Here is a 20,515-nt window from a genome sequence, read left to right as displayed (position 1 = left end):
AGAGGTGGGCTGTTAGATGGAAGGTTATTTAGTGTTAGAAGATGGGACATCGTTCAGCGGCGAGCTGGACGGTCATGAAAACTGTACGGGAGAAGCTGTTTTTTTCACAGGAATGACAGGCTACCAGGAAGTGCTGACAGATCCATCATATAAGGGACAGATTATTGTATTTACCTACCCGCTGATTGGCAACTACGGCATAAATGAAAAGGATTTTGAAAGCAAGAAACCGCAAGTAAAAGCAGCGGTTGTCTATGAGGCGTGTGATCACTTTTCTCATTATGAAGCGGTATACAGCCTCAAGGAGTATTTACAGAAATGGAACATTCCGCTGTTAACCCATGTTGATACGAGGGCTGTCGTGAAGAAAATCCGGGCAAACGGGACGATGGGTGCAACAGTCACAGCCTCTAAAGAAGGAGCTGAGATGGCCCTTCAGCCAGAGAATGTGGCAGAGCAGGCTTCAGCCCAGGAAATCAGCACATTCGGCGACGGGAATAAACATATCGCTCTCATTGATTTTGGCTATAAAAAGTCAATCGCATCATCACTTGTCAAAAGAGGCTGCAAGGTTACTGTGGTGCCATACCAGCAAATGGAGGCCGTATACAACATCAAACCCGATGGCATTGTGCTATCGAACGGACCTGGAGATCCGAAAGCAATCCAGCCATATTTAGGAAAGATCAAAAGCATCATCAGCCGCTTTCCGACTCTCGGCATTTGTCTCGGACATCAGCTGATCGCGCTCGCGTTCGGAGGGAATACTTTTAAGCTGCCATTCGGACACAGGGGAGCTAATCATCCGGTCATCGACCGTGAGACGAAACGGGTCTTTATGACAAGCCAAAACCACAGCTATGTGGTTGATGAACAGTCGATTAATGAAGAAGAGCTCACGATCAGGTTTCATCATGTCAATGATACGTCAGTTGAAGGGCTTGCCCATAAAAAACTGCCTGTCATGAGTGTTCAATTCCACCCGGAAGCCCATCCCGGACCTGCGGAAAGCGAATGGATTTTTGATGATTATTTAAAGAATGTGATACCAGCAAGGAGAGAAATCGCGCATGCCTAAAGACACCAGTATTTCAAGCATATTAGTAATCGGCTCAGGCCCGATCATCATCGGGCAAGCGGCAGAATTTGATTATTCAGGCACTCAAGGGTGCATCGCGCTGAAGGAGGAGGGCTACCGGGTGATTCTCGTCAACAGCAATCCGGCGACAATTATGACTGATGAAGCCTTCGCTGATGAAATTTATTTTGAGCCTCTGACAGCAGAAAGCCTGACAGCCATCATTAAGAAAGAACGGCCTGATGGGCTTCTTGCCAATTTAGGCGGTCAGACCGCGTTGAATTTAGCGGTGGAGCTTGAAGAAACGGGTGTTTTAAAAGAGCACGGCGTCAAACTTCTCGGCACATCCGTTGAAACGATACAAAAAGGAGAAGACCGGGAAAAATTCCGTTCGTTAATGAATGAATTAAAACAGCCCGTGCCGGAGAGTGAAATTGTTGATAACGAGGCCGATGCCCTCCATTTTGCGGAATCCATCGGTTTTCCTGTTATTATCAGACCGGCTTACACATTAGGCGGAAAGGGCGGAGGAATCGCCCCTGATAAAGAAGCCTTTACAGCTATGATTAAGCAGGCGCTATTAGCAAGCCCGATCAATCAATGCCTTGTCGAAAAAAGCATTGCAGGCTTTAAAGAAATTGAATATGAAGTCATGCGTGACAGCAATAACACATGCATTACCGTCTGCAATATGGAAAATATCGATCCGGTCGGCGTGCATACAGGTGACTCTATTGTTGTGGCGCCGTCACAAACATTGACAGACGAAGACTATCAAATGCTGCGGACAGCAAGTCTGACGATCATCTCAGCACTTGATGTCGTAGGCGGCTGCAACATTCAATTCGCGCTTGATCCATTCAGCAAGCAATATTACGTCATTGAAGTGAATCCGCGTGTAAGCCGGTCATCGGCTCTCGCATCTAAAGCGACCGGTTATCCGATTGCGAAGATGGCCGCGAAACTGGCAGTCGGATACACCCTTGACGAGCTGAAAAATCCGCTCACAGGCTCGACTTACGCAAGCTTTGAACCGGCACTGGATTATGTGATCGTCAAATTTCCGCGCTGGCCGTTTGATAAATTCAAAAACGCAGACCGCAAGCTTGGCACAAAAATGAAAGCCACCGGTGAAGTGATGGCGATTGAACGGAATTTAGAAGCGGCGATACAAAAGGCAGCCGCGTCGCTTGAATTAAAAAATATCGGGACACACCTTCCAGAGCTCAGCGGGTTGTCAATTGATACGCTATGGGATTTGGCAATCACTCCGGATGACCGCAGATTTTTCGTTGTCATGGAGCTGTTGAGCCGCAGCGTCTCGATTGATGACATCCATGAAAAAACAAAAATTGATCCGTTTTTCCTTCATACCTTTGACAACATCATCAAATTGGAAAACCGCCTGATGGAAGCAGGGAGCGATCTCTCTTTTGAATTATTGAAGAAAGCAAAGGAAAAGGGATTCTCAGACGCAACGATTGCCTCGCTGATCAGCAAAACAGAAGAAGAGGTGCGCGCGCTTCGCAAGGAGATGGGCATTACGCCTTCCTTTAAAATCGTAGATACATGCGCGGCAGAGTTTGATGCGAAAACAAACTATTTTTACTCCACATATTTCGGAGAGACCGATGGAGACATCAGCCGCAAAGAGAAAAAACGCGCGCTCATTATCGGATCAGGCCCGATTCGGATCGGCCAAGGCGTTGAATTTGATTACAGTGCTGTTCACGGTGTGCTGACACTGCAAGAGCTTGGGTTCGAAACCATCATGATTAACAATAACCCGGAAACTGTCAGCACCGATTATGAAATTGCGGACCGCCTGTATTTTGAACCGATGACAACGGAGCATATTGTAAACGTGGCGGAGAAGGAAAATATTGATTTTGCAATTGTGCAATTTGGCGGTCAAACTGCAATCAATGCTGCTGAAGCGCTCGAAAAAGCCGGCATTACTCTTCTTGGCACATCATTTCAAACGCTCGACGTGTTAGAGGATCGGGATCAATTTTATCAGCTTCTTGACGAGCTGGGATTGAAGCACGCAAAAGGAGAAATTGCTTATACAAAAGAAGAAGCCGCTTCAAAAGCGAGTGAGATCGGCTATCCGGTGTTAATCCGCCCATCTTACGTTATCGGCGGAATGGGCATGATCATTGTTGACTCGCAAGCCCAGCTTTCTCAGCTGCTGAATGATGAGGACAGCATGCCATACCCGATTTTAATTGATCAGTATGTGTCTGGAAAGGAAGTCGAAATTGATTTGATTTCCGACGGCGAGGAAGTCTTTATCCCGACATATACCGAGCATATTGAACGGGCAGGTGTCCATTCAGGGGACAGTTTTGCCATTCTTCCCGGACCGTCCATCACGAGCGGGCTGCAGCAGGGCATGAAAGATGCGGCACAAAAAATTGCCCGAAAACTTTCATTTAAAGGCATCATGAACATTCAATTTGTGATCGACAATGGAAACATACTCGTTCTTGAAGTGAATCCGAGAGCGAGCCGCACGGTTCCTGTCGTCAGCAAAGTAATGGGCGTTCCGATGATTCCGCTCGCCACACGTCTGCTGGCGGGAGCGTCCTTAAAAGATCTAAATCCGGCAGTTCAAAATCATCATGGAGTTGCCGTGAAGTTCCCTGTTTTTTCTTCTCATGCGATCCAGGATGTGGATGTCAAGCTTGGACCGGAAATGAAATCAACGGGAGAAGGCATGTGTGTCGCATATGATTCTAACAGCGCCTTGAAAAAAATCTATACAAGAGTCTGGAGTCAAAAAGGAAGCATTTATTTGCAAAACGTTCCGGAAGATGTGAAGGAGTTAGCAGAAAACGCAGGTTTTACAATACATGAAGGAACATTTGCCTCATGGATGGAACAGGAAGGAAACTCGCTCCACATTAATCTGAGCGGTTCTGAAGAAGCACGCAAAGAACGTTTGGAAGCCATGACGCACGGCATCCCCGTCTTTACAGAAGAAGAAACTGTGCGGGCGTTTTTACAAAGCGGTTCAGGCCATCCGCAGCCTGTATCTCTCAAAGACCTCTATAAAAAGGAAGTGGCATCATGCACACAGTGACGCAAACCAGTTTATACGGAAAAGATTTATTAACGTTAAAGGACCTTAGTGAAGAAGATATAAACGCCTTGCTCGCAGAAGCCGGTGAGCTGAAACAAAACAAAATTCAGCCTATATTCCATGGCAAAACCTTGGCGATGATTTTTGAAAAATCATCAACGCGGACCCGTGTTTCATTTGAAGCGGGCATGGCGCAGCTGGGCGGGAGCGCCCTCTTTCTAAGCCAGAAAGATCTGCAGCTGGGGCGCGGTGAGACTGTCGCTGATACGGCAAAAGTGCTGTCAGGCTATGTGGATGCCATCATGATCCGGACCTTTGAACATGAAAAGGTGGAGGAACTTGCCAAAGAAGCTGACATTCCGGTGATCAATGGACTTACCGATAAATACCACCCATGCCAGGCGCTGGCGGATCTCTTGACGATTAAGGAGATAAAAGGGAAGCTTAAAGGCGTAAAAGTCGCGTACATCGGTGACGGAAATAACGTGGCGCACTCCTTGATGATCGGCTGCGCGAAAATGGGCTGTGATATCTCGATCGCTTCACCAAAGGGATATGAAGTGTTAGATGAAGCAGCTGAAGCGGCAAAGACATATGCACTTCAATCCGGCTCTTCTGTCACGCTGACAGATGATCCGATTGAAGCTGTAAAAGACGCGGACGTGATTTATTCTGATGTGTTTACAAGCATGGGGCAGGAAGCGGAAGAGCAAGAACGTCTTGCTGTCTTTGCGCCTTATCAGGTGAATGCGGCGCTGGTCAGCCATGCCAAGCCTGACTATACATTTTTACATTGTCTCCCTGCGCATCGCGAGGAAGAAGTGACTGCGGAGATTATTGACGGGCCGAACTCTGCAGTGTTCCAGCAGGCGGAAAACCGTCTTCATGTGCAAAAAGCACTGCTGAAGGCCATTTTATATAAAGGGGAATCATCAAAAAACTGCTGAGCCAAACTCAGCAGTTTTTTTGATGGCAACATATTCACAGCCGCTTAGGCGCATACTACAGCAAAAAGGAAAAGGAGGAAAAACAGTGGGACAGCAGCACCAATTCCGGCCCGGACAGAAAGCGCCTAATAACGGTGTCTACGTAGAAATCGGCGAGACAGGGAGCATGGTTAAAAACCCTCAAAAGGTCCATCTGTCAGCAGGGGAAATGTTCCCCGAAACATCAAACCACAACCGGCTGTGGACCTACAAAAGAAAGCCGTGACCACTAAAAAACCCAAAACAATAAATGTTTTGGGTTTTTGGCTTTTTAATGCTGGCTTGCATTTTTGTTCATAGGCATGATTTCTGCTAAAACCATGATTAAGACATACAGTACAACAGCAATGACAGATGATGTTTTGAAATTATACGTAACGCTGTTCATGCTTGCAACCAAGTAGCATGCCATATGTGATAAAAGGAACGTCCAAATAAAGGCAATAATATATCGCACGTTTCCACCTCGTCCTTCTCATTCTATTCTAAAAGTTATCATACCATACAAAAAGCGAAGGGGGAATCCAATTTTAGCAGAAAGTGAGGTGACAAAAGAGTCTGATTCGTCACACTTTAATGGTAAAATATAAAACGTCAATCAGTATAATAGCCAAAAATGTAAAAGGCTAGGACTTTACCTTATTCGTTTCTTTTCTATTTACATAAGATAGCGTGAGATGAAGTGTGAAAGGAGGCGGGCAAGCGATGGGAATAACGGAAAGATACTTTCAACTGGGAACGGAGCATAATGTCATTCATCTGCCCTATCGCCCGAACGGCTTCGGCATCTTTATCTTGGGGGACAGAACCCACTTTGTCGGACATGATTCAAGCTTTTGGCAGCAGCATTATGGCAGAAATCAGCTTCTGAGCATGTTGATGAATGAAGGATACACTCTTTTTAACAGCAATCTGTTCGGAAGGCATTGGGGGGCGGAAAAAGCAGTCACCTATGCCAAACAGCTGATACATTCTGTGCTGAAGCAGGAAATCCTCAATCCGAAGATTCATATTTTAGCAGAAGGCATGGGTGCTCTCGTGGCCGATGAACTGCTTCGTTTTTCCCCGGATCATATCCGCTCAGCCGCAATGTTGAATCCTTGTCTCGATCTTCAGGCACATTATGAATCGGAAAAAGAAAATAAATTTTTCTATAAGCAATTTTTGAAAGAAGTATCGAAAAGCTACGGAATTTCTGAAAAAGAAGCGGAAGCGATTCGTTATAAAACAATTCAAAGCTACCCGAGCGGCGTACCGGTTCATATATGGCAGCGTATGACCGGAGCTCCATATCCCTACAGCGTACATGCGGAAGTTTTCAAGGAAAAACAGCAAAAGCAAGGCTCACCGGTCGACATGACATTTCATTTATTTGAGCATCCAAGCAGAATTTATGCATCAATTTGCAAATTCTTTCATAGTCATGAAAAAGAATTATAGAGAATATAATGACAACAGCCTTCTCTTTTGCGGAGGCTGTTTTGTTTTGGGAAATGAAAAACCGGAAGGGCGGCAGATGCAATGGAATCAACGCTGATTGTAGGTGCGGACGAATTTTTCGGCCTTTCATTATGTGAGCGAATGATGGATGAAGGCATACATGTTGACGTTGTTCTGGCGGAAACAGAAGATAAAATGAGACAAATGTACTTAGAAGAAAGACTCATGTGGCTTGGGAGAAATGAACTCTTTCGCCAGCTTGAACACATTGGAGACCAAAATTATGATACAATTTGTATCCAGTTCGGAAGTTTTTTGCCTTTAGACCAATATGATTCTCCTTATATTTTAGTATATGAAGAAGACCGAAAAGAATGGGATAAACGTGAAAAAACAGGCTCGGAAAAAACCGTGATCCTGCCGAAAATGTACGGGCCATGGAAAGAAGAAACAGAGGAAGACGGCTATTACACAAACGACGTGGCTGACGAGTTGCTGAGATTCCTGTTAGAACCAAGCCGTCATAGCAAAGATCAGCTTTTTGAATTGCAAGTCACAGAGAAAACCTCAAAAGAAGAAGCAAAAACAAAAATTATCGAGTGGAAAAGACAATTTTCATCAATTTTCGACAAATATTAAGAAAAACCTTCCATGTTTCGAGTTTTCTAGATACAATAAACGTATAAAAATAATACATGTTATAGCTTGTCAAAAGGAGTTGAACATGACTTGATCACAAGGCTTGTCATGATCTTTTCTGTCCTCCTTTTATTGAGTGGATGTGGACAAACTCCGTTCAAAGGAAAAATTGAGAAGGTCGGCATGCTCTTTCCTGATACGATTAATGACCTCGTATGGGGCACAAAAGGGTATAAAGGATTACTGAATATACAATCCAAATACAATGTGGACGTCTATTATAAAGAAGGCGTTAAAACAGAAGAAGATATCATAAATGCGATTGAGGATTTTCATAAGAGGGGCGTCAATCTGCTCTACGGCCATGGGAGTGAATATGCTGAGGTGTTTAACTTGGTCGGCGAAGATTATCCAGATATGGAATTCGTCATTTCCAATGCGAAAGCGAAAGCTGATAATGTAACAAGTGTCCATTTTAGCGGGGAAGCAATGGGCTTTTTTGGAGGAATGACTGCTGCCCATATGTCGAAAACGAATCAGGTCGGTGTAATTGCTTCCTTTACGTGGCAGCCTGAGGTTGACGGTTTTATCAAAGGGGCCAAGTATGAAAATCCGGATATAGAGGTAAATACGAAATATACGGATCATTGGGATGATGATACAACAGCAGTAAAGCTTTATCAGAAAATGAAGAACGAAGGCGCGGATGTTGTGTATCCCGCCGGAGACGGGTATAATGTTCCTGTTATTCAGCAAATCAAAAAAGACGGTCTTTATGCCATAGGCTACGTCACAGATCAATCGGATCTGGGCGAGAATACCGTATTAACCAGCACGGTGCAAAATGTGGACAAGGCCTATGAAATCATTGCTGAACAATTTAATAAAGGCACCCTTGAGGGCGGCGATCATTACTACGACCTGAACACGGGAGTCGTTGAGATGGGAACATTCAGCCCGCTCGTCGATCAAGACTTTCAGCAAAGAATCGCCAAGCTGATCAAAACATACAACAAAACAGGCGAGCTGCCAAAAAACGAGTAATGGAGTGACGTCACATGCAGCACGAAAAATCACTTGAATTCTTGCAAATTGCCATGAAATATCTCCCTGAAGCGAAAGAACAGCTTGAGAAATCAGGCATTGAGCTCTCAATGGAGGCCATCCAGCCGTTTATGAATCTATTTACAACGGTAATGGCGGAAGCTTATGAGCTTGGCAAGTCTGACGCTAAATCTGAAACAGAATAAGAAGAAGCCACTTTTTTGAAAGTGGCTTTTCACATGATTTTCTTTTTAATAGCGGAGAGCATGGGCGCAAGCTCCTTTAAAGCGGGCTTGATTTGATCAAGAGAGTTCATAATTGAACCGATTTGGTCCATAATATGCATGTAATTAATCGTCTCTTCGTCGTTTGTCTGAGAAACCTGAGAAACTTCCTCTTGCTGTTCCTCCTCCTTCTCTTCTGTTGGTTTTGCTGCATCGCCGAACATCATTCTTGAAAACACATCCAACTGCATACGCCTCCTTTCCATATACCATACTCTATGAGTAAGATGAACTGATAGTTTAGACGAATATATTGCCATGTGAAAAAAAATAGGATAGAATTAGTACCTGATACTAATAATTGATCACAACCTGATTGATCTTCTAAATTTAAGATATAAAGGAGTCTTCCCTAATGAAAGCTGGAATACTTGGTGTTGGACGTTACATTCCTGAGAAGGTTTTAACAAATCATGATCTTGAAAAAATGGTTGAAACTTCTGACGAGTGGATTCGTACAAGAACAGGAATAGAAGAAAGAAGAATCGCAGCAGATGATGTGTTTTCATCACATATGGCTGTTGCAGCAGCGAAAAATGCGCTGGAACAAGCTGAAGTGGCTGCTGAGGATCTGGATATGATCTTGGTTGCAACTGTTACACCTGATCAGTCATTCCCTACGGTCTCTTGTATGATTCAAGAACAACTCGGCGCGAAGAAAGCGTGTGCTATGGATATCAGCGCGGCTTGTGCGGGCTTCATGTACGGGGTTGTAACCGGTAAACAATTTATTGAATCCGGAACCTACAAGCATGTTCTAGTTGTTGGTGTAGAGAAGCTCTCAAGCATTACCGACTGGGAAGACCGCAATACAGCCGTTCTGTTTGGAGACGGAGCAGGCGCTGCGGTAGTCGGGCCAGTCAGTGATGACAGAGGAATCCTTTCATTTGAACTAGGAGCCGACGGCACAGGCGGTCAGCACTTGTATCTGAATGAAAAACGACATACAATCATGAATGGACGAGAAGTTTTCAAATTTGCAGTCCGCCAAATGGGAGAATCATGCGTAAATGTCATTGAAAAAGCCGGACTTTCAAAAGAGGATGTCGACTTTTTGATTCCGCATCAGGCGAACATCCGTATCATGGAAGCTGCTCGCGAGCGTTTAGAGCTTCCTGTCGAAAAGATGTCTAAAACTGTTCATAAATATGGAAATACTTCTGCCGCATCCATTCCGATCTCTCTTGTAGAAGAATTGGAAGCCGGTAAAATCAAAGACGGCGATGTGGTCGTTATGGTAGGGTTCGGCGGAGGACTAACATGGGGCGCCATTGCAATCCGCTGGGGCCGATAAAAAAAGGTGAGGTGCACACAAGATGACTAAAAAAAGAGTAGTTGTTACAGGACTTGGAGCATTATCTCCACTTGGCAACGACGTCGATACAAGTTGGAATAACGCAATCAACGGTGTGTCCGGAATCGGTCCGATCACTCGTGTTGACGCTGAAGAATATCCGGCAAAAGTTGCCGCTGAATTAAAAGATTTTAATGTTGAAGATTATATGGATAAAAAAGAAGCCAGAAAAATGGACCGCTTTACACAATATGCGGTTGTGGCTGCGAAAATGGCGGTTGAAGATGCAGATCTTAACATTACCGATGAGATCGCGCCGAGAGTCGGTGTTTGGGTAGGCTCCGGTATCGGAGGACTTGAAACACTAGAGTCTCAATTTGAAATCTTCTTAACAAAAGGCCCAAGACGGGTAAGCCCGTTTTTCGTGCCAATGATGATTCCTGACATGGCGACAGGCCAGATTTCTATTGCATTAGGAGCAAAAGGGGTGAACTCTTGTACGGTTACAGCATGTGCTACAGGAACGAACTCCATCGGTGACGCGTTTAAGGTTATTCAGCGCGGTGATGCAGACGTGATGGTCACAGGCGGAACAGAAGCGCCGCTGACAAGAATGTCATTCGCCGGCTTTAGTGCCAACAAAGCGCTGTCTACTAATCCAGATCCGAAAACAGCGAGCCGCCCGTTTGATAAAAACCGTGATGGCTTTGTCATGGGGGAAGGTGCAGGGATTATCGTTCTTGAAGAACTTGAGCATGCCCTGGCCCGCGGCGCTAAAATTTACGGAGAAATTGTCGGCTACGGCTCAACCGGAGACGCTTATCATATCACAGCGCCGGCCCAAGACGGTGAAGGCGGAGCGAGAGCGATGCAAGAAGCCATTAAAGATGCAGGCATTGCACCTGAAGAAATTGATTACATCAATGCTCACGGGACAAGCACGTATTACAACGACAAATACGAAACAATGGCGATTAAGACCGTTTTTGGCGAGCATGCGCATAAACTTGCGGTAAGCTCTACAAAATCGATGACAGGCCACCTCTTAGGAGCAGCCGGCGGTATTGAAGCCATTTTCTCTATCCTGGCCATTAAAGAAGGCGTGATTCCGCCGACAATCAATATTCAAACACCTGACGAAGAATGTGATTTGGATTATGTGCCTGATGAAGCCCGCAGACAGGAACTTAATTATGTTCTCAGCAACTCATTAGGATTCGGCGGACACAACGCAACATTAATCTTTAAAAAATATCAATCATAATCAAGCCAAACCGGCTGCCCTTAAAGGGTAGCCGGTTTTTTTTGTGTGCATAGGATTAAAAGAGGAGGCGATCACATGAGTGTAGAACAAACATATAGCTGGCTCAGGAAGGCCGGTTCAATAGATGATTTGGCGCATTACATTATCCCGCTTTTTTCAGGTGCGGAGAAAAAGAACTGGAAGGGCATTCTGGGGCATCTTCAGCATCATGGGATGTTTAAAAACATAAAAGAGGGTATTCAGACGGTTTCCAAGCTGAAGGAAAAAGGTTTTTACGGACATATCCAAAAGGAAGAACAGTACCTCAAAAACAAATGGCAAGGTCCTGATGTACCAATTGTTACGCTGCCGGTTGATGAACGAAACAGGAGAATCCGTTTAGAATTCGGATCAAAATCAGGACTCGCCTTTCAAGACAAAATGTTCCTTTTTCTTTCGTCAGATTTAGATTTTGGGTCGGTATCTGCCCTTATGACGCATGAGTATCATCACGTTTGCCGGTTAGGTCATCTGACAAAAGAGGAAAAGGATGTCACATTACTTGATACAATCATCATGGAAGGGCTGGCGGAATATGCTGTTTATGAGAGGTTCGGCCGAAGTCAAACGGCTGAATGGACGACTTGGTATACACCGGAACAGCTTCAGGCTTTATATGAAAAAAAGATTGCGCCCCATCGGGATATCAAACGGGATAATCGATTATTTCCCCAGCTGTTATTCGGCAAAGGATATCAGCCAAAAATGCTTGGATACGCAGTTGGATTCAATATTGTAAAAAAATATTTAACCGCCAGCAAGGCAAGCACCGCAGACGGGCTGTCCATTCCTGCTGAGACCTTTTTGGATGCAATGCTTTAAAAGGATAAAATAATGGAATTTCATTAATAATATTACATTTATCCTAAAAAATTCTTGATTTTGCAAAATGATTGTAATAATATACAACTATAAAATTTTTCGATAATTCAATATTATTTATTATTTCTGAATAAAGGGATTGCTTTCTCTTGAAAACGTTTGACAACAAGAGGGGGGAAAGGGGAGCTAGCATGAGCACACTTTTAGAAGTGAATAATTTAAAGACTTATTTTTTCAGGAAAAAGGAGCCGATCCCTGCGGTTGACGGAGTCGATTTTCACATCAGCAAAGGCGAAACCGTCGCGCTTGTAGGTGAATCGGGCTCCGGAAAAAGCATTACTTCTTTATCAATTATGGGCCTCGTCCAAAGCTCAGGCGGAAAAATCATGGACGGCTCTATTAAACTCGAAGACAAAGACCTCACCTCATTCACTGAAAACGATTATTGCAAAATCCGCGGTAACGAAGTATCCATGATCTTTCAGGAACCAATGACCTCCCTTAATCCGGTGTTAACAATCGGAGAACAAATTACCGAAGTGCTGATTTACCATAAAAACATGAAGAAAAAAGAAGCCCGTCAACGAGCTGTTGAACTCTTGCAGATGGTCGGTTTCTCCCGGGCGGAGCAAATTATGAAGGAGTACCCGCATCGGCTGTCCGGCGGTATGAGACAGAGGGTGATGATTGCCATCGCACTGAGCTGTAATCCTAAACTGCTCATTGCTGATGAACCAACGACAGCGCTGGACGTGACAATACAAGCCCAGGTGCTGGAGCTCATGAAAGATCTCTGTCAGAAGTTCAATACATCGATTCTTCTCATCACACACGACTTAGGTGTCGTGTCTGAAGCTGCCGATAGAGTGATTGTCATGTACTGCGGACAAGTCGTAGAAAACGCCACTGTTGATGACTTATTTTTAGAACCGCTTCATCCGTATACAGAAGGCCTGCTTACGTCAATTCCTGTTATAGATGGAGAGATTGATAAATTAAATGCGATTAAAGGCAGTGTGCCTACACCGGATAATCTGCCGCCGGGGTGCCGTTTTGCCCCAAGGTGCCCGAAAGCTATGGATAAGTGCTGGACAAATCAGCCTTCGCTTTTGACACACAAAAGCGGAAGAACGGTGAGATGCTTTTTATATGAGGAAGAGGGTGCCGAACAATCATGACAGCAGCTAATCAAGAAACAATCTTAGAGCTTCGTGACGTAAAAAAATACTTTCCGATCCGGTCAGGCCTTTTTCAAAGAAAAGTCGGTGATGTAAAAGCGGTGGATGGTGTTTCATTTTCGTTAAAAAAAGGAGAAACACTCGGAATCGTTGGAGAGTCGGGCTGCGGAAAATCGACTGCCGGCAGAACGATGATCAGACTGTACAAACCGACAGAGGGCCAAATTCTTTTTAAAGGGCAGGATATTTCCAATCTGTCAGAGGAGAAGCTGCGGAAGAGTGTCCGCAAAAATATTCAAATGGTTTTCCAAGATCCATTTGCTTCGTTAAACCCGAGAAAGACCCTGCGTTCCATCATAAAGGAGCCGTTTAATACGCACAACATGTATACCATGCGTGAACGAAACGAAAAAGTTGAAGAGCTGCTTGCAAGAGTAGGGCTTCACCCGTCGTTTGCCGGCCGTTATCCCCATGAGTTTTCAGGCGGCCAGCGTCAGCGGATCGGCATTGCCAGAGCACTCACTTTGAATCCAGAGCTGATCATTGCAGATGAGCCGGTTTCCGCACTTGATGTATCCATTCAGGCCCAAGTGATTAACTTGATGGAGGAATTACAGGAAGAATTTAATCTTACGTATCTATTTATCTCTCATGATCTGAGTGTCGTCCGCCATATCAGCGACAGAGTCGGAGTAATGTATCTTGGCAAAATGATGGAACTGACCGGCAAGCATGAGCTTTATGACAACCCGCTTCACCCATATACCCAAGCGCTTTTATCCTCCGTTCCGGTTACAAGAAAAAGAGGTTCTGTCAAACGTGAACGCATTGTCCTGAAGGGAGAACTGCCTAGTCCGGCCAACCCGCCAAAAGGCTGCGTATTCCACACAAGATGTCCTGTTGCAAAACCGATATGCAAGGAACAAATACCAGAATTTAAAGAAGCTGCTCCCAGCCACTTTGTGGCTTGTCACCTTTATAGCTAATGTTGCCCGCACAGCTTTGAGAGGGGGTATGCACACTACATAAACAACAGCCTAGAAGAACGAACATTTCAAGAGGGGGAATATCTAATGAAAAGACGGAAAACCGCACTGATGATGCTAAGTGTATTGATGGTTCTGGCCATCTTTTTATCAGCCTGCTCGGGATCAAAATCAAGCAACAGCAGCGCGAAAAAATCAGCAGGCAAACCGCAGCAAGGCGGGGATTTGGTTGTTGGTTCAATCGGAGAACCCACACTTTTTAACTCTCTGTATTCTACCGATGACGCAAGTACGGATATTGAAAATATGCTGTACAGCTTTTTAACGAAAACGGATGAAAAACTAAATGTGAAATTGTCACTCGCTGAAAGCATTAAAGAATTAGACGGCGGCCTTGCATATGATGTGAAAATTAAAAAAGGCGTTAAGTTTCATGACGGAAAAGAACTGACTGCAGACGACGTCGTATTTACGTACAGTGTCCCTTTAAGCAAAGATTACAAGGGAGAACGCGGTTCAACATATGAAATGCTGAAATCCGTAGAAAAAAAAGGCGATTACGAAGTCTTGTTTAAGCTGAAATATAAAGACGGTAATTTCTACAACAATGCGTTAGACAGCACAGCTATTCTGCCGAAACATATTCTCGGTAATGTTCCGATTGCTGATTTAGAAGAAAATGAGTTTAACAGAAAGAAACCAATCGGTTCAGGACCATTTAAGTTTAAGGAATGGAAGCAGGGCCAATATATTAAGCTCGAAGCGAATGATGATTACTTTGAAGGAAGACCGTATTTAGATACTGTGACGTATAAAGTCATTCCTGACGCAAATGCTGCCGTTGCTCAGCTGCAGGCAGGCGATATTAATTTCTTTAATGTGCCCGCCACTGACTACAAAACGGCTGAAAAATTCAACAACCTAAAAATCGTTACTGATTTGGCATTAAGTTATGTGTACATCGGGTGGAATGAAAAAAATGAATTATTCAAGGATAAAAAGGTTCGTCAAGCGCTAACAACCGCTCTTGACCGCGAGTCAATCGTCAGCCAAGTATTAGATGGAGACGGCGAGGTAGCTTACATTCCGGAAAGCCCTTTATCTTGGAACTATCCTAAAGATATAGATGTTCCGAAATTTGAGTACAACGAGAAAAAAGCGAAACAGATGCTTGCAGAAGCCGGCTGGAAAGATACGAACGGTGACGGCATTCTGGATAAAGACGGAAAGAAATTCTCGTTTACCCTTAAAACGAACCAAGGAAACAAAGTCCGTGAAGACATCGCTGTCGTCGTTCAGGAACAGCTGAAAAAAATCGGCATTGAAGTGAAAACCCAGATCGTTGAATGGAGCGCTCTCGTTGAACAAATGAATCCTCCGAATTGGGATTTTGATGCAATGGTCATGGGATGGAGTTTATCCACATTCCCGGATCAATATGATATTTTCCATTCAAGCCAGATTAAAAAGGGTTTGAACTACGTTTGGTATAAAAATGCAGAAGCGGATAAACTCATGAAAGATGCAAAATCAATCAGTGACAGAAAGCAGTATTCAAAAGAATATGAGCAAATCTATCAAAAAATTGCGGAAGATCAGCCGTATACGTTCTTGTATTATCCTAACAACCATATGGCAATGCCGGAAAATCTTGAAGGATACAAATATCATCCGAAACGTGATTTGTATAATATTGAAAAATGGTGGCTTGCAAAATAAATTTCCCTTAAAGGGGAGGGAGAGCGTTTTCTCCCTCTTCTGTTTTTAATAAGGAAAGTAAAGGGGGACAAGTATATGGCTGCATATATTATCAGAAGAACCTTAATGTCTATCCCGATTTTATTGGGAATTACGATTTTATCATTTGTTATCATGAAAGCCGCGCCCGGAGATCCGATGACATTAATGATGGACCCGAAAATCAGCCAGGCTGACAGAGAGCAGTTTATTGAAAAATACGGTCTGAATGATCCTCAGTACGTTCAATATTTAAAGTGGCTAGGCAACATGGTGCAGGGTGATTTCGGAACGTCTATTGTCAGAAAAGGAACGCCTGTTTCAGAATTGATTATGGCAAGACTACCCAATACGCTCCTGCTGATGCTGGTTTCAACGATTTTGGCTCTTATGATTTCTATTCCGTTCGGTGTCCTGTCGGCAAAGCGGCCGTATTCAAAAATCGACTATGGCATTACATTTACCTCGTTTATAGGCCTGGCTATTCCAAACTTTTGGTTTGGATTAATTTTGATTATGGTGTTATCGGTAAATCTCGGCTGGTTTCCAACTGGGGGTGTCGAGACACTGAATACCGAATTCAATATATTTGACCGGATTCATCATTTAATTCTGCCTGCATTCGTTCTAGCTACAGCTGACATGGCCGGACTGACGAGATACACGAGATCCAATATGCTTGATGTATTAAATCAAGATTATATTCGCACAGCGAGAGCAAAAGGATTTAAAGAGAACAGAGTGCTATTTAAACATGGATTGAGGAATGCATTATTACCCGTCATTACAATTTTCGGTTTGATGATTCCTTCATTTATCGGCGGATCTGTCGTTGTCGAACAAATTTTCACTTGGCCGGGATTAGGAAAGCTGTTTGTCGATTCAGCATTCCAGCGCGATTATCCGGTTATCATGGCAATGACTGTGATCTCGGCGGTTCTTGTCGTTGTCGGAAACCTCATTGCAGACATCCTTTACGCGATTGTTGATCCGCGGATCGAATATTAAAAGGAGGGAAACAGAGATGTCAGAGCTGCAAACAACTCCCTCGCCGGAGATCAGGCTGAAAGAAAATATTTCGAAAAAGCCAGAAACAATGACAAAGATTTTCTGGGAAAAATTCTCGAAAAACAAACTGGCCATTTTAGGTGCCGTTATTCTTTTTATCATTATTATGTCGGCTGTTTTCGCCCCTTTAATTGCACCTTATCCCCAAGAGCAGCAAAGCCTGCTTGATAAATATAAGGCGCCGGGCCTTGAACATCTGATGGGAACGGATAAATTTGGACGTGATATTTTCAGCCGGATCCTATATGGAGCGCGTGTCTCTTTATTGGTTGGATTTGCGTCCGTAGTCGGTTCAATTTTGATCGGAACGGTTTTAGGAGCATTAGCCGGATATTTCAGAGGAATAGTGGATGCTGTCATTATGCGTGTAGTTGACATTGTGTTATCCATTCCTGATATTTTCTTGTTGATCACGCTGGTCACCATCTTCAAGCCGGGTGTGGACAAACTGATTTTAATTTTCTGTCTCACAGGATGGACCACAACAGCACGATTAGTAAGGGGAGAATTCTTGTCGCTCCGTTCAAGGGAATATGTTCTTGCTGCTAAAACAATTGGAACAAAAACGCACAAAATTATTTTTTCTCATATCCTGCCCAATGCGTTAGGGCCGATTATCGTGTCAGCTACGCTGAAAGTAGGGTCTGTTATTCTAGCTGAATCGGCGCTAAGCTACTTGGGCTTTGGAATCCAGCCGCCAATCGCTAGCTGGGGGAACATGCTTCAAGACGCACAGAATTTCACAGTAATGATTCAAGCATGGTGGTACCCGTTATTTCCCGGGCTATTTATTTTAATGACCGTTTTATGCTTCAACTTTGTCGGTGATGGCCTGCGGGATGCGCTTGACCCGAAAAATATTAAATAAAAATGAATATAATATCTGTAATAAAATATCACCAAATCAGAAAAAAAGCAGGTCTCCTTTTGTCAGAAAATATACAAAGAGATCTGCTTTTTGTGATTCTTACATAAATCCAGTGATTCCAGATTTCCTCAATCTCTTTGGAATAATTTCTCTATCCCTTGCCTATACTGTGGACAACAGTTTTTATAAAAGTGAGGGGTTAGAGATGTTATTTCTTCATGATGTGTGGGTCAATTGGTTTGAAGGGGAAGAAAATGGCTACAATGTATGCCACTTTCACGAATGGCGCAAGGAAGATACGGTTGAGCTTTTGGATCAGGTGCCGCTGTTAAGGGTGCCGTCAGTACTGTTTCATTACATAGAAAACGATTTGTCAGAGCTTCCGAAAGGTTTGCTTGAAGACGTACATCAGAAATCGTACATTCGGAAAAATCATGAGCGGACAAAGCTTGAGTATTGTTTTGTCGTAACAGACGGAATCGGCATTTTAGCTGTCGACACGATCGGCTACACGATCCCTGTCAGAAAAAGCCGTCTGATCCCAAGACAGGAGCAGCTCGTTTATGAAATGGTAAAAGATGTAGAGCCTGAAACATATGAATTTGAGCCAAAGAAGCTGGAATCCTCTAAGGAATATCACATCTTATCATTAGCACCAGAACATGTCAGAGGACTGACTAGAAAAGAACGGCAAATTAAGCAGCTGATGTTTATGGCGCTTGACCAATTAAAAGGGCTGAAAAACCGGGCTGAAATCGGCTACTGGTACACAGAGTGGAATCCGCATATGTATGAACAAATCAAAAGGATGAGCTTTGAAGAGATTTGGGACATGCTGTATAACGAAACAATTGAAGGCTGGTCGGACAAACACCTAGCTTTTTGCGAAAACCTAATAAAAGGACAGCCTTTTTTCGAAAAGCTTTGGGAAATGGAAAACGAATCAAAGGTCAACTGAAAAAAACCGCTCTTTGCAAAGAGCGGTTTTTTGATCAGCGTCTTTTTCTTCCAAGACCCATGGCATTCTCCATTTTTTTCAGCATTTTGTTTGCTGTCCGGTTCGCCCGTTCCGCGCCTTCATCAAGAATCCGGTCTAATTCTTCAGATTCTATCAGCTCATAATAGCGGTCCTGGATCGGTTTTAATGCGTTCACCACGACTTCTGCCAAATCACCTTTAAACTCGCCGTAGCCTTTTCCTTCGTACTTTGCTTCAAGCTCTTCAATTGTCGTATTGCCGAGGATTGAATAAATTGTAAGAAGGTTGGAAACGCCCGGTTTGTTTTCTTTGTCAAATTTCACAATGCCTTCAGAATCTGTCACAGCGCTTTTGATTTTCTTTTCAAGAAGCTTCGGTTCATCCAGCAGGGTAATATAAGCTTTCTGATTTGGATCAGATTTGCTCATTTTCTTCAGCGGATCATTCAGAGACATGATGCGTGCACCGACTTTTGGAATTTTCACTTCCGGAATCGTAAAGATGTCGTTGTATTTTTTGTTGAAGCGTTCTGCAAGATTCCGCGTCAGTTCAAGGTGCTGCTTTTGATCCTCGCCGACAGGTACAAGATCCGTTCCGTACAGCAGAATATCAGCGGCCATCAGCGGCGGATACGTTAACAGGCCGGAGACGACAGCTTCATTGCCTTTGGATTTGTCCTTAAATTGAGTCATCCGCTCAAGCTCGCCGATATAGGCGACACACTGCATCATCCATCCGGCCTGCGCATGCGCGGGGACCTCTGACTGAATAAACAATGTTGCTTTTTCTGGATCAAGTCCGACAGCTAAGTAAAGCGCCGCGAGATTGCGGATATTCTTTCTAAGCTCAAGCCGGTCTTGAGGAACAGTTATCGCATGCTGGTCCACGATGCAAAAATAGCTGTTATAATCATGCTGCAGTTCGACAAACTGCTTCATTGCACCGATATAGTTGCCGAGCGTCACTGAGCCGCTTGGCTGAATGCCTGAAAAAATCGTTTGTTTCATGAAAACATCAACCTCATTTCTTAAAACATAATAAAAAAGGCTCATTCTTCCCCTGTAAAAAAGGGACGAATGAACCGTGGTACCACCCTGATTATTCCATTAAAATGAAATCACTCTGACGTTTGTAACGGAGACTGCTCCGGCTGAGCCTACTTTTTTCCAGTTCGGTCAGCTGCTCCAAAGTCCATTCCACATTGCCCGTTATCTGCTCCCAGCACCGCAGACTCTCTTCAAACAGGTGAAACGTGTACTACTCTTTTTCATAGCAAGCTTTTCTTTTGATTGCTTCATTATAAATCAATTATAACCAATTGTCATCATGAAAAAACATTCTTTTTTCCAGTAAAATTGTAATAATATAAATAACACGAGTGCTGTAAAATCCTTAAATGATAACTGCTATCAGCGTAAAAACAGGCAGATATTATATGTAAAAAGCAATATGGGCAGAAAACACATGAAAAAGTTTTTAATCAATTTATGCTTTAAATGGTAGAAGGATATTATGTTCATGGAAGAAAAACTAACGAAGTTTAAATATTTTAAATTGATAAAATAATATTGCAATAAATTATTTGTTTCATTATAATGAACTTGTTCACTCTATTGTTACAGCTTTTTTACAAAAATAATCAGAAAAGACGGAACAGAATAAAAGTTGTGGAAACTCAGGTTCATTTGTCTGATATTTCTGAGGATTTAGCCGTAAGGAGCTGAA

Annotated in this window: 20 protein-coding genes and 1 other annotated feature; of the genes, 17 read left to right on the top strand and 3 right to left on the bottom strand. The window is 43.6% G+C overall.

The annotated features are described in order from the left end of the window. The first annotated feature begins 16 nt into the window (after positions 1 to 16). The 4 genes from BGM23_RS16015 to BGM23_RS16000 all read left to right on the top strand — a co-directional run bounded on the left by BGM23_RS16015 (position 17) and on the right by BGM23_RS16000 (position 5,375). Complete coding sequence (locus BGM23_RS16015; protein WP_029726276.1) at positions 17 to 1,078, top strand: carbamoyl phosphate synthase small subunit; 1,062 nt, start codon at positions 17 to 19, stop codon at positions 1,076 to 1,078. Continuing rightward, the gene (locus tag BGM23_RS16010) at positions 1,071 to 4,163 is read left to right on the top strand and encodes a carbamoyl-phosphate synthase (glutamine-hydrolyzing) large subunit (protein ID WP_046664073.1); all 3,093 of its coding nucleotides are present in this window, start codon (positions 1,071 to 1,073) and stop codon (positions 4,161 to 4,163) included. Before BGM23_RS16015 ends, BGM23_RS16010 begins: the two co-directional genes overlap by 8 nt. After that, a complete protein-coding gene (gene argF, locus BGM23_RS16005; RefSeq protein ID WP_003232980.1) occupies positions 4,151 to 5,110 on the top strand; it encodes an ornithine carbamoyltransferase in 960 nt (319 codons plus the stop codon). Before BGM23_RS16010 ends, argF begins: the two co-directional genes overlap by 13 nt. Before the next feature lie 85 nt (positions 5,111 to 5,195). Next, complete coding sequence (locus BGM23_RS16000) at positions 5,196 to 5,375, top strand: YjzC family protein (RefSeq protein WP_003245356.1); 180 nt, start codon at positions 5,196 to 5,198, stop codon at positions 5,373 to 5,375. Between the two features lie 45 nt (positions 5,376 to 5,420). On the opposite strand, the gene BGM23_RS15995 is transcribed toward BGM23_RS16000, so the two are convergent. Further along, complete coding sequence (locus tag BGM23_RS15995; protein WP_003245236.1) at positions 5,421 to 5,606, bottom strand: YjzD family protein; 186 nt, start codon at positions 5,604 to 5,606, stop codon at positions 5,421 to 5,423. Positions 5,607 to 5,854: 248 nt separating this feature from the next. On the opposite strand from BGM23_RS15995, the gene BGM23_RS15990 reads away from it, so the two are divergent. From BGM23_RS15990 to comZ, 4 genes are all read left to right on the top strand, one after another. Then, positions 5,855 to 6,589 carry a hypothetical protein gene (locus tag BGM23_RS15990; protein ID WP_003245223.1) on the top strand — a complete coding sequence of 245 codons (735 nt, stop codon included), beginning with the start codon at positions 5,855 to 5,857 and terminating at the stop codon, positions 6,587 to 6,589. Between the two features lie 81 nt (positions 6,590 to 6,670). Beyond that, positions 6,671 to 7,228 carry a hypothetical protein gene (locus BGM23_RS15985; RefSeq protein ID WP_003232974.1) on the top strand — a complete coding sequence of 186 codons (558 nt, stop codon included), beginning with the start codon at positions 6,671 to 6,673 and terminating at the stop codon, positions 7,226 to 7,228. A gap of 90 nt (positions 7,229 to 7,318) precedes the next feature. Beyond that, positions 7,319 to 8,272, top strand: a complete 954-nt coding sequence (gene med / locus BGM23_RS15980; protein WP_003245494.1) for a transcriptional regulator Med — start codon at positions 7,319 to 7,321, stop codon at positions 8,270 to 8,272. 14 nt (positions 8,273 to 8,286) lie between these two features. Then, positions 8,287 to 8,478 carry a ComG operon transcriptional repressor ComZ gene (gene comZ, locus BGM23_RS15975; RefSeq protein WP_003224559.1) on the top strand — a complete coding sequence of 64 codons (192 nt, stop codon included), beginning with the start codon at positions 8,287 to 8,289 and terminating at the stop codon, positions 8,476 to 8,478. Positions 8,479 to 8,507: 29 nt separating this feature from the next. Here the strand turns inward: comZ and yjzB are convergent, their stop codons facing one another. Then, positions 8,508 to 8,747, bottom strand: coding sequence for a spore coat protein YjzB (gene yjzB / locus BGM23_RS15970; RefSeq protein ID WP_003232972.1), 240 nt, complete (start codon positions 8,745 to 8,747; stop codon positions 8,508 to 8,510). Between the two features lie 164 nt (positions 8,748 to 8,911). Between yjzB and fabH the strand changes: the two genes are divergently transcribed. From fabH to BGM23_RS15925, 9 genes are all read left to right on the top strand, one after another. Further along, the gene (gene fabH / locus BGM23_RS15965) at positions 8,912 to 9,850 is read left to right on the top strand and encodes a beta-ketoacyl-ACP synthase III (RefSeq protein ID WP_003232971.1); all 939 of its coding nucleotides are present in this window, start codon (positions 8,912 to 8,914) and stop codon (positions 9,848 to 9,850) included. A gap of 22 nt (positions 9,851 to 9,872) precedes the next feature. Then, entirely contained in the window at positions 9,873 to 11,114 is a 1,242-nt protein-coding gene (gene fabF / locus BGM23_RS15960) for a beta-ketoacyl-ACP synthase II (RefSeq protein ID WP_003244890.1), read from the top strand. Positions 11,115 to 11,189: 75 nt separating this feature from the next. Then, positions 11,190 to 11,975 carry a DUF2268 domain-containing putative Zn-dependent protease gene (locus tag BGM23_RS15955; protein ID WP_003232967.1) on the top strand — a complete coding sequence of 262 codons (786 nt, stop codon included), beginning with the start codon at positions 11,190 to 11,192 and terminating at the stop codon, positions 11,973 to 11,975. A 191-nt stretch (positions 11,976 to 12,166) separates the two neighbouring features. Then, positions 12,167 to 13,153 (top strand): oligopeptide ABC transporter ATP-binding protein AppD, encoded by a 987-nt coding sequence (appD, locus tag BGM23_RS15950; RefSeq protein ID WP_003232965.1) that lies wholly within the window; start codon positions 12,167 to 12,169, stop codon positions 13,151 to 13,153. Then, the gene (gene appF, locus BGM23_RS15945) at positions 13,150 to 14,139 is read left to right on the top strand and encodes an oligopeptide ABC transporter ATP-binding protein AppF (protein WP_003232964.1); all 990 of its coding nucleotides are present in this window, start codon (positions 13,150 to 13,152) and stop codon (positions 14,137 to 14,139) included. Before appD ends, appF begins: the two co-directional genes overlap by 4 nt. A gap of 87 nt (positions 14,140 to 14,226) precedes the next feature. Continuing rightward, positions 14,227 to 15,858, top strand: a complete 1,632-nt coding sequence (locus BGM23_RS15940) for a peptide-binding protein (RefSeq protein WP_003245082.1) — start codon at positions 14,227 to 14,229, stop codon at positions 15,856 to 15,858. Positions 15,859 to 15,933: 75 nt separating this feature from the next. Then, positions 15,934 to 16,884: an oligopeptide ABC transporter permease AppB gene (gene appB, locus BGM23_RS15935; RefSeq protein ID WP_003245828.1), complete on the top strand. Its 951-nt coding sequence runs from the start codon at positions 15,934 to 15,936 to the stop codon at positions 16,882 to 16,884. 16 nt (positions 16,885 to 16,900) lie between these two features. After that, positions 16,901 to 17,812, top strand: a complete 912-nt coding sequence (appC, locus tag BGM23_RS15930) for an oligopeptide ABC transporter permease AppC (protein WP_003232961.1) — start codon at positions 16,901 to 16,903, stop codon at positions 17,810 to 17,812. A 205-nt stretch (positions 17,813 to 18,017) separates the two neighbouring features. Further along, the gene (locus BGM23_RS15925) at positions 18,018 to 18,770 is read left to right on the top strand and encodes a YjbA family protein (protein WP_003239298.1); all 753 of its coding nucleotides are present in this window, start codon (positions 18,018 to 18,020) and stop codon (positions 18,768 to 18,770) included. Positions 18,771 to 18,804: 34 nt separating this feature from the next. On the opposite strand, the gene trpS is transcribed toward BGM23_RS15925, so the two are convergent. Beyond that, the gene (trpS, locus tag BGM23_RS15920) at positions 18,805 to 19,797 is read right to left on the bottom strand and encodes a tryptophan--tRNA ligase (protein ID WP_015483084.1); all 993 of its coding nucleotides are present in this window, start codon (positions 19,795 to 19,797) and stop codon (positions 18,805 to 18,807) included. Positions 19,798 to 19,855: 58 nt separating this feature from the next. Beyond that, positions 19,856 to 20,070, bottom strand: a binding site (T-box leader). Between the last annotated feature and the right edge of the window lie 445 nt (positions 20,071 to 20,515).

The sequence above is a fragment of the Bacillus sp. FJAT-14266 genome, assembly GCF_001719225.1.
In the GTDB taxonomy this organism is placed as follows: Bacteria; Bacillota; Bacilli; order Bacillales; family Bacillaceae; genus Bacillus; species Bacillus subtilis.
This window is presented reverse-complemented; position numbering and strand designations above follow the sequence as displayed.

What these genes read in the sequence shown, in the direction of transcription:
- BGM23_RS16015 (WP_029726276.1), top strand. Translation starts at nt 17, where the DNA reads ATGGAAGGTTATTTAGTGTTAGAAGATGGGACATCGTTCAGCGGCGAG.
- BGM23_RS16010 (WP_046664073.1), top strand. Translation starts at nt 1,071, where the DNA reads ATGCCTAAAGACACCAGTATTTCAAGCATATTAGTAATCGGCTCAGGC.
- argF (WP_003232980.1), top strand. Translation starts at nt 4,151, where the DNA reads ATGCACACAGTGACGCAAACCAGTTTATACGGAAAAGATTTATTAACG.
- BGM23_RS15990 (WP_003245223.1), top strand. Translation starts at nt 5,855, where the DNA reads ATGGGAATAACGGAAAGATACTTTCAACTGGGAACGGAGCATAATGTC.
- BGM23_RS15985 (WP_003232974.1), top strand. Translation starts at nt 6,671, where the DNA reads ATGGAATCAACGCTGATTGTAGGTGCGGACGAATTTTTCGGCCTTTCA.
- comZ (WP_003224559.1), top strand. Translation starts at nt 8,287, where the DNA reads ATGCAGCACGAAAAATCACTTGAATTCTTGCAAATTGCCATGAAATAT.
- yjzB (WP_003232972.1), bottom strand. Translation starts at nt 8,747, where the DNA reads ATGCAGTTGGATGTGTTTTCAAGAATGATGTTCGGCGATGCAGCAAAA.
- fabH (WP_003232971.1), top strand. Translation starts at nt 8,912, where the DNA reads ATGAAAGCTGGAATACTTGGTGTTGGACGTTACATTCCTGAGAAGGTT.
- fabF (WP_003244890.1), top strand. Translation starts at nt 9,873, where the DNA reads ATGACTAAAAAAAGAGTAGTTGTTACAGGACTTGGAGCATTATCTCCA.
- BGM23_RS15955 (WP_003232967.1), top strand. Translation starts at nt 11,190, where the DNA reads ATGAGTGTAGAACAAACATATAGCTGGCTCAGGAAGGCCGGTTCAATA.
- appD (WP_003232965.1), top strand. Translation starts at nt 12,167, where the DNA reads ATGAGCACACTTTTAGAAGTGAATAATTTAAAGACTTATTTTTTCAGG.
- appF (WP_003232964.1), top strand. Translation starts at nt 13,150, where the DNA reads ATGACAGCAGCTAATCAAGAAACAATCTTAGAGCTTCGTGACGTAAAA.
- BGM23_RS15940 (WP_003245082.1), top strand. Translation starts at nt 14,227, where the DNA reads ATGAAAAGACGGAAAACCGCACTGATGATGCTAAGTGTATTGATGGTT.
- appB (WP_003245828.1), top strand. Translation starts at nt 15,934, where the DNA reads ATGGCTGCATATATTATCAGAAGAACCTTAATGTCTATCCCGATTTTA.
- appC (WP_003232961.1), top strand. Translation starts at nt 16,901, where the DNA reads ATGTCAGAGCTGCAAACAACTCCCTCGCCGGAGATCAGGCTGAAAGAA.
- BGM23_RS15925 (WP_003239298.1), top strand. Translation starts at nt 18,018, where the DNA reads ATGTTATTTCTTCATGATGTGTGGGTCAATTGGTTTGAAGGGGAAGAA.
- trpS (WP_015483084.1), bottom strand. Translation starts at nt 19,797, where the DNA reads ATGAAACAAACGATTTTTTCAGGCATTCAGCCAAGCGGCTCAGTGACG.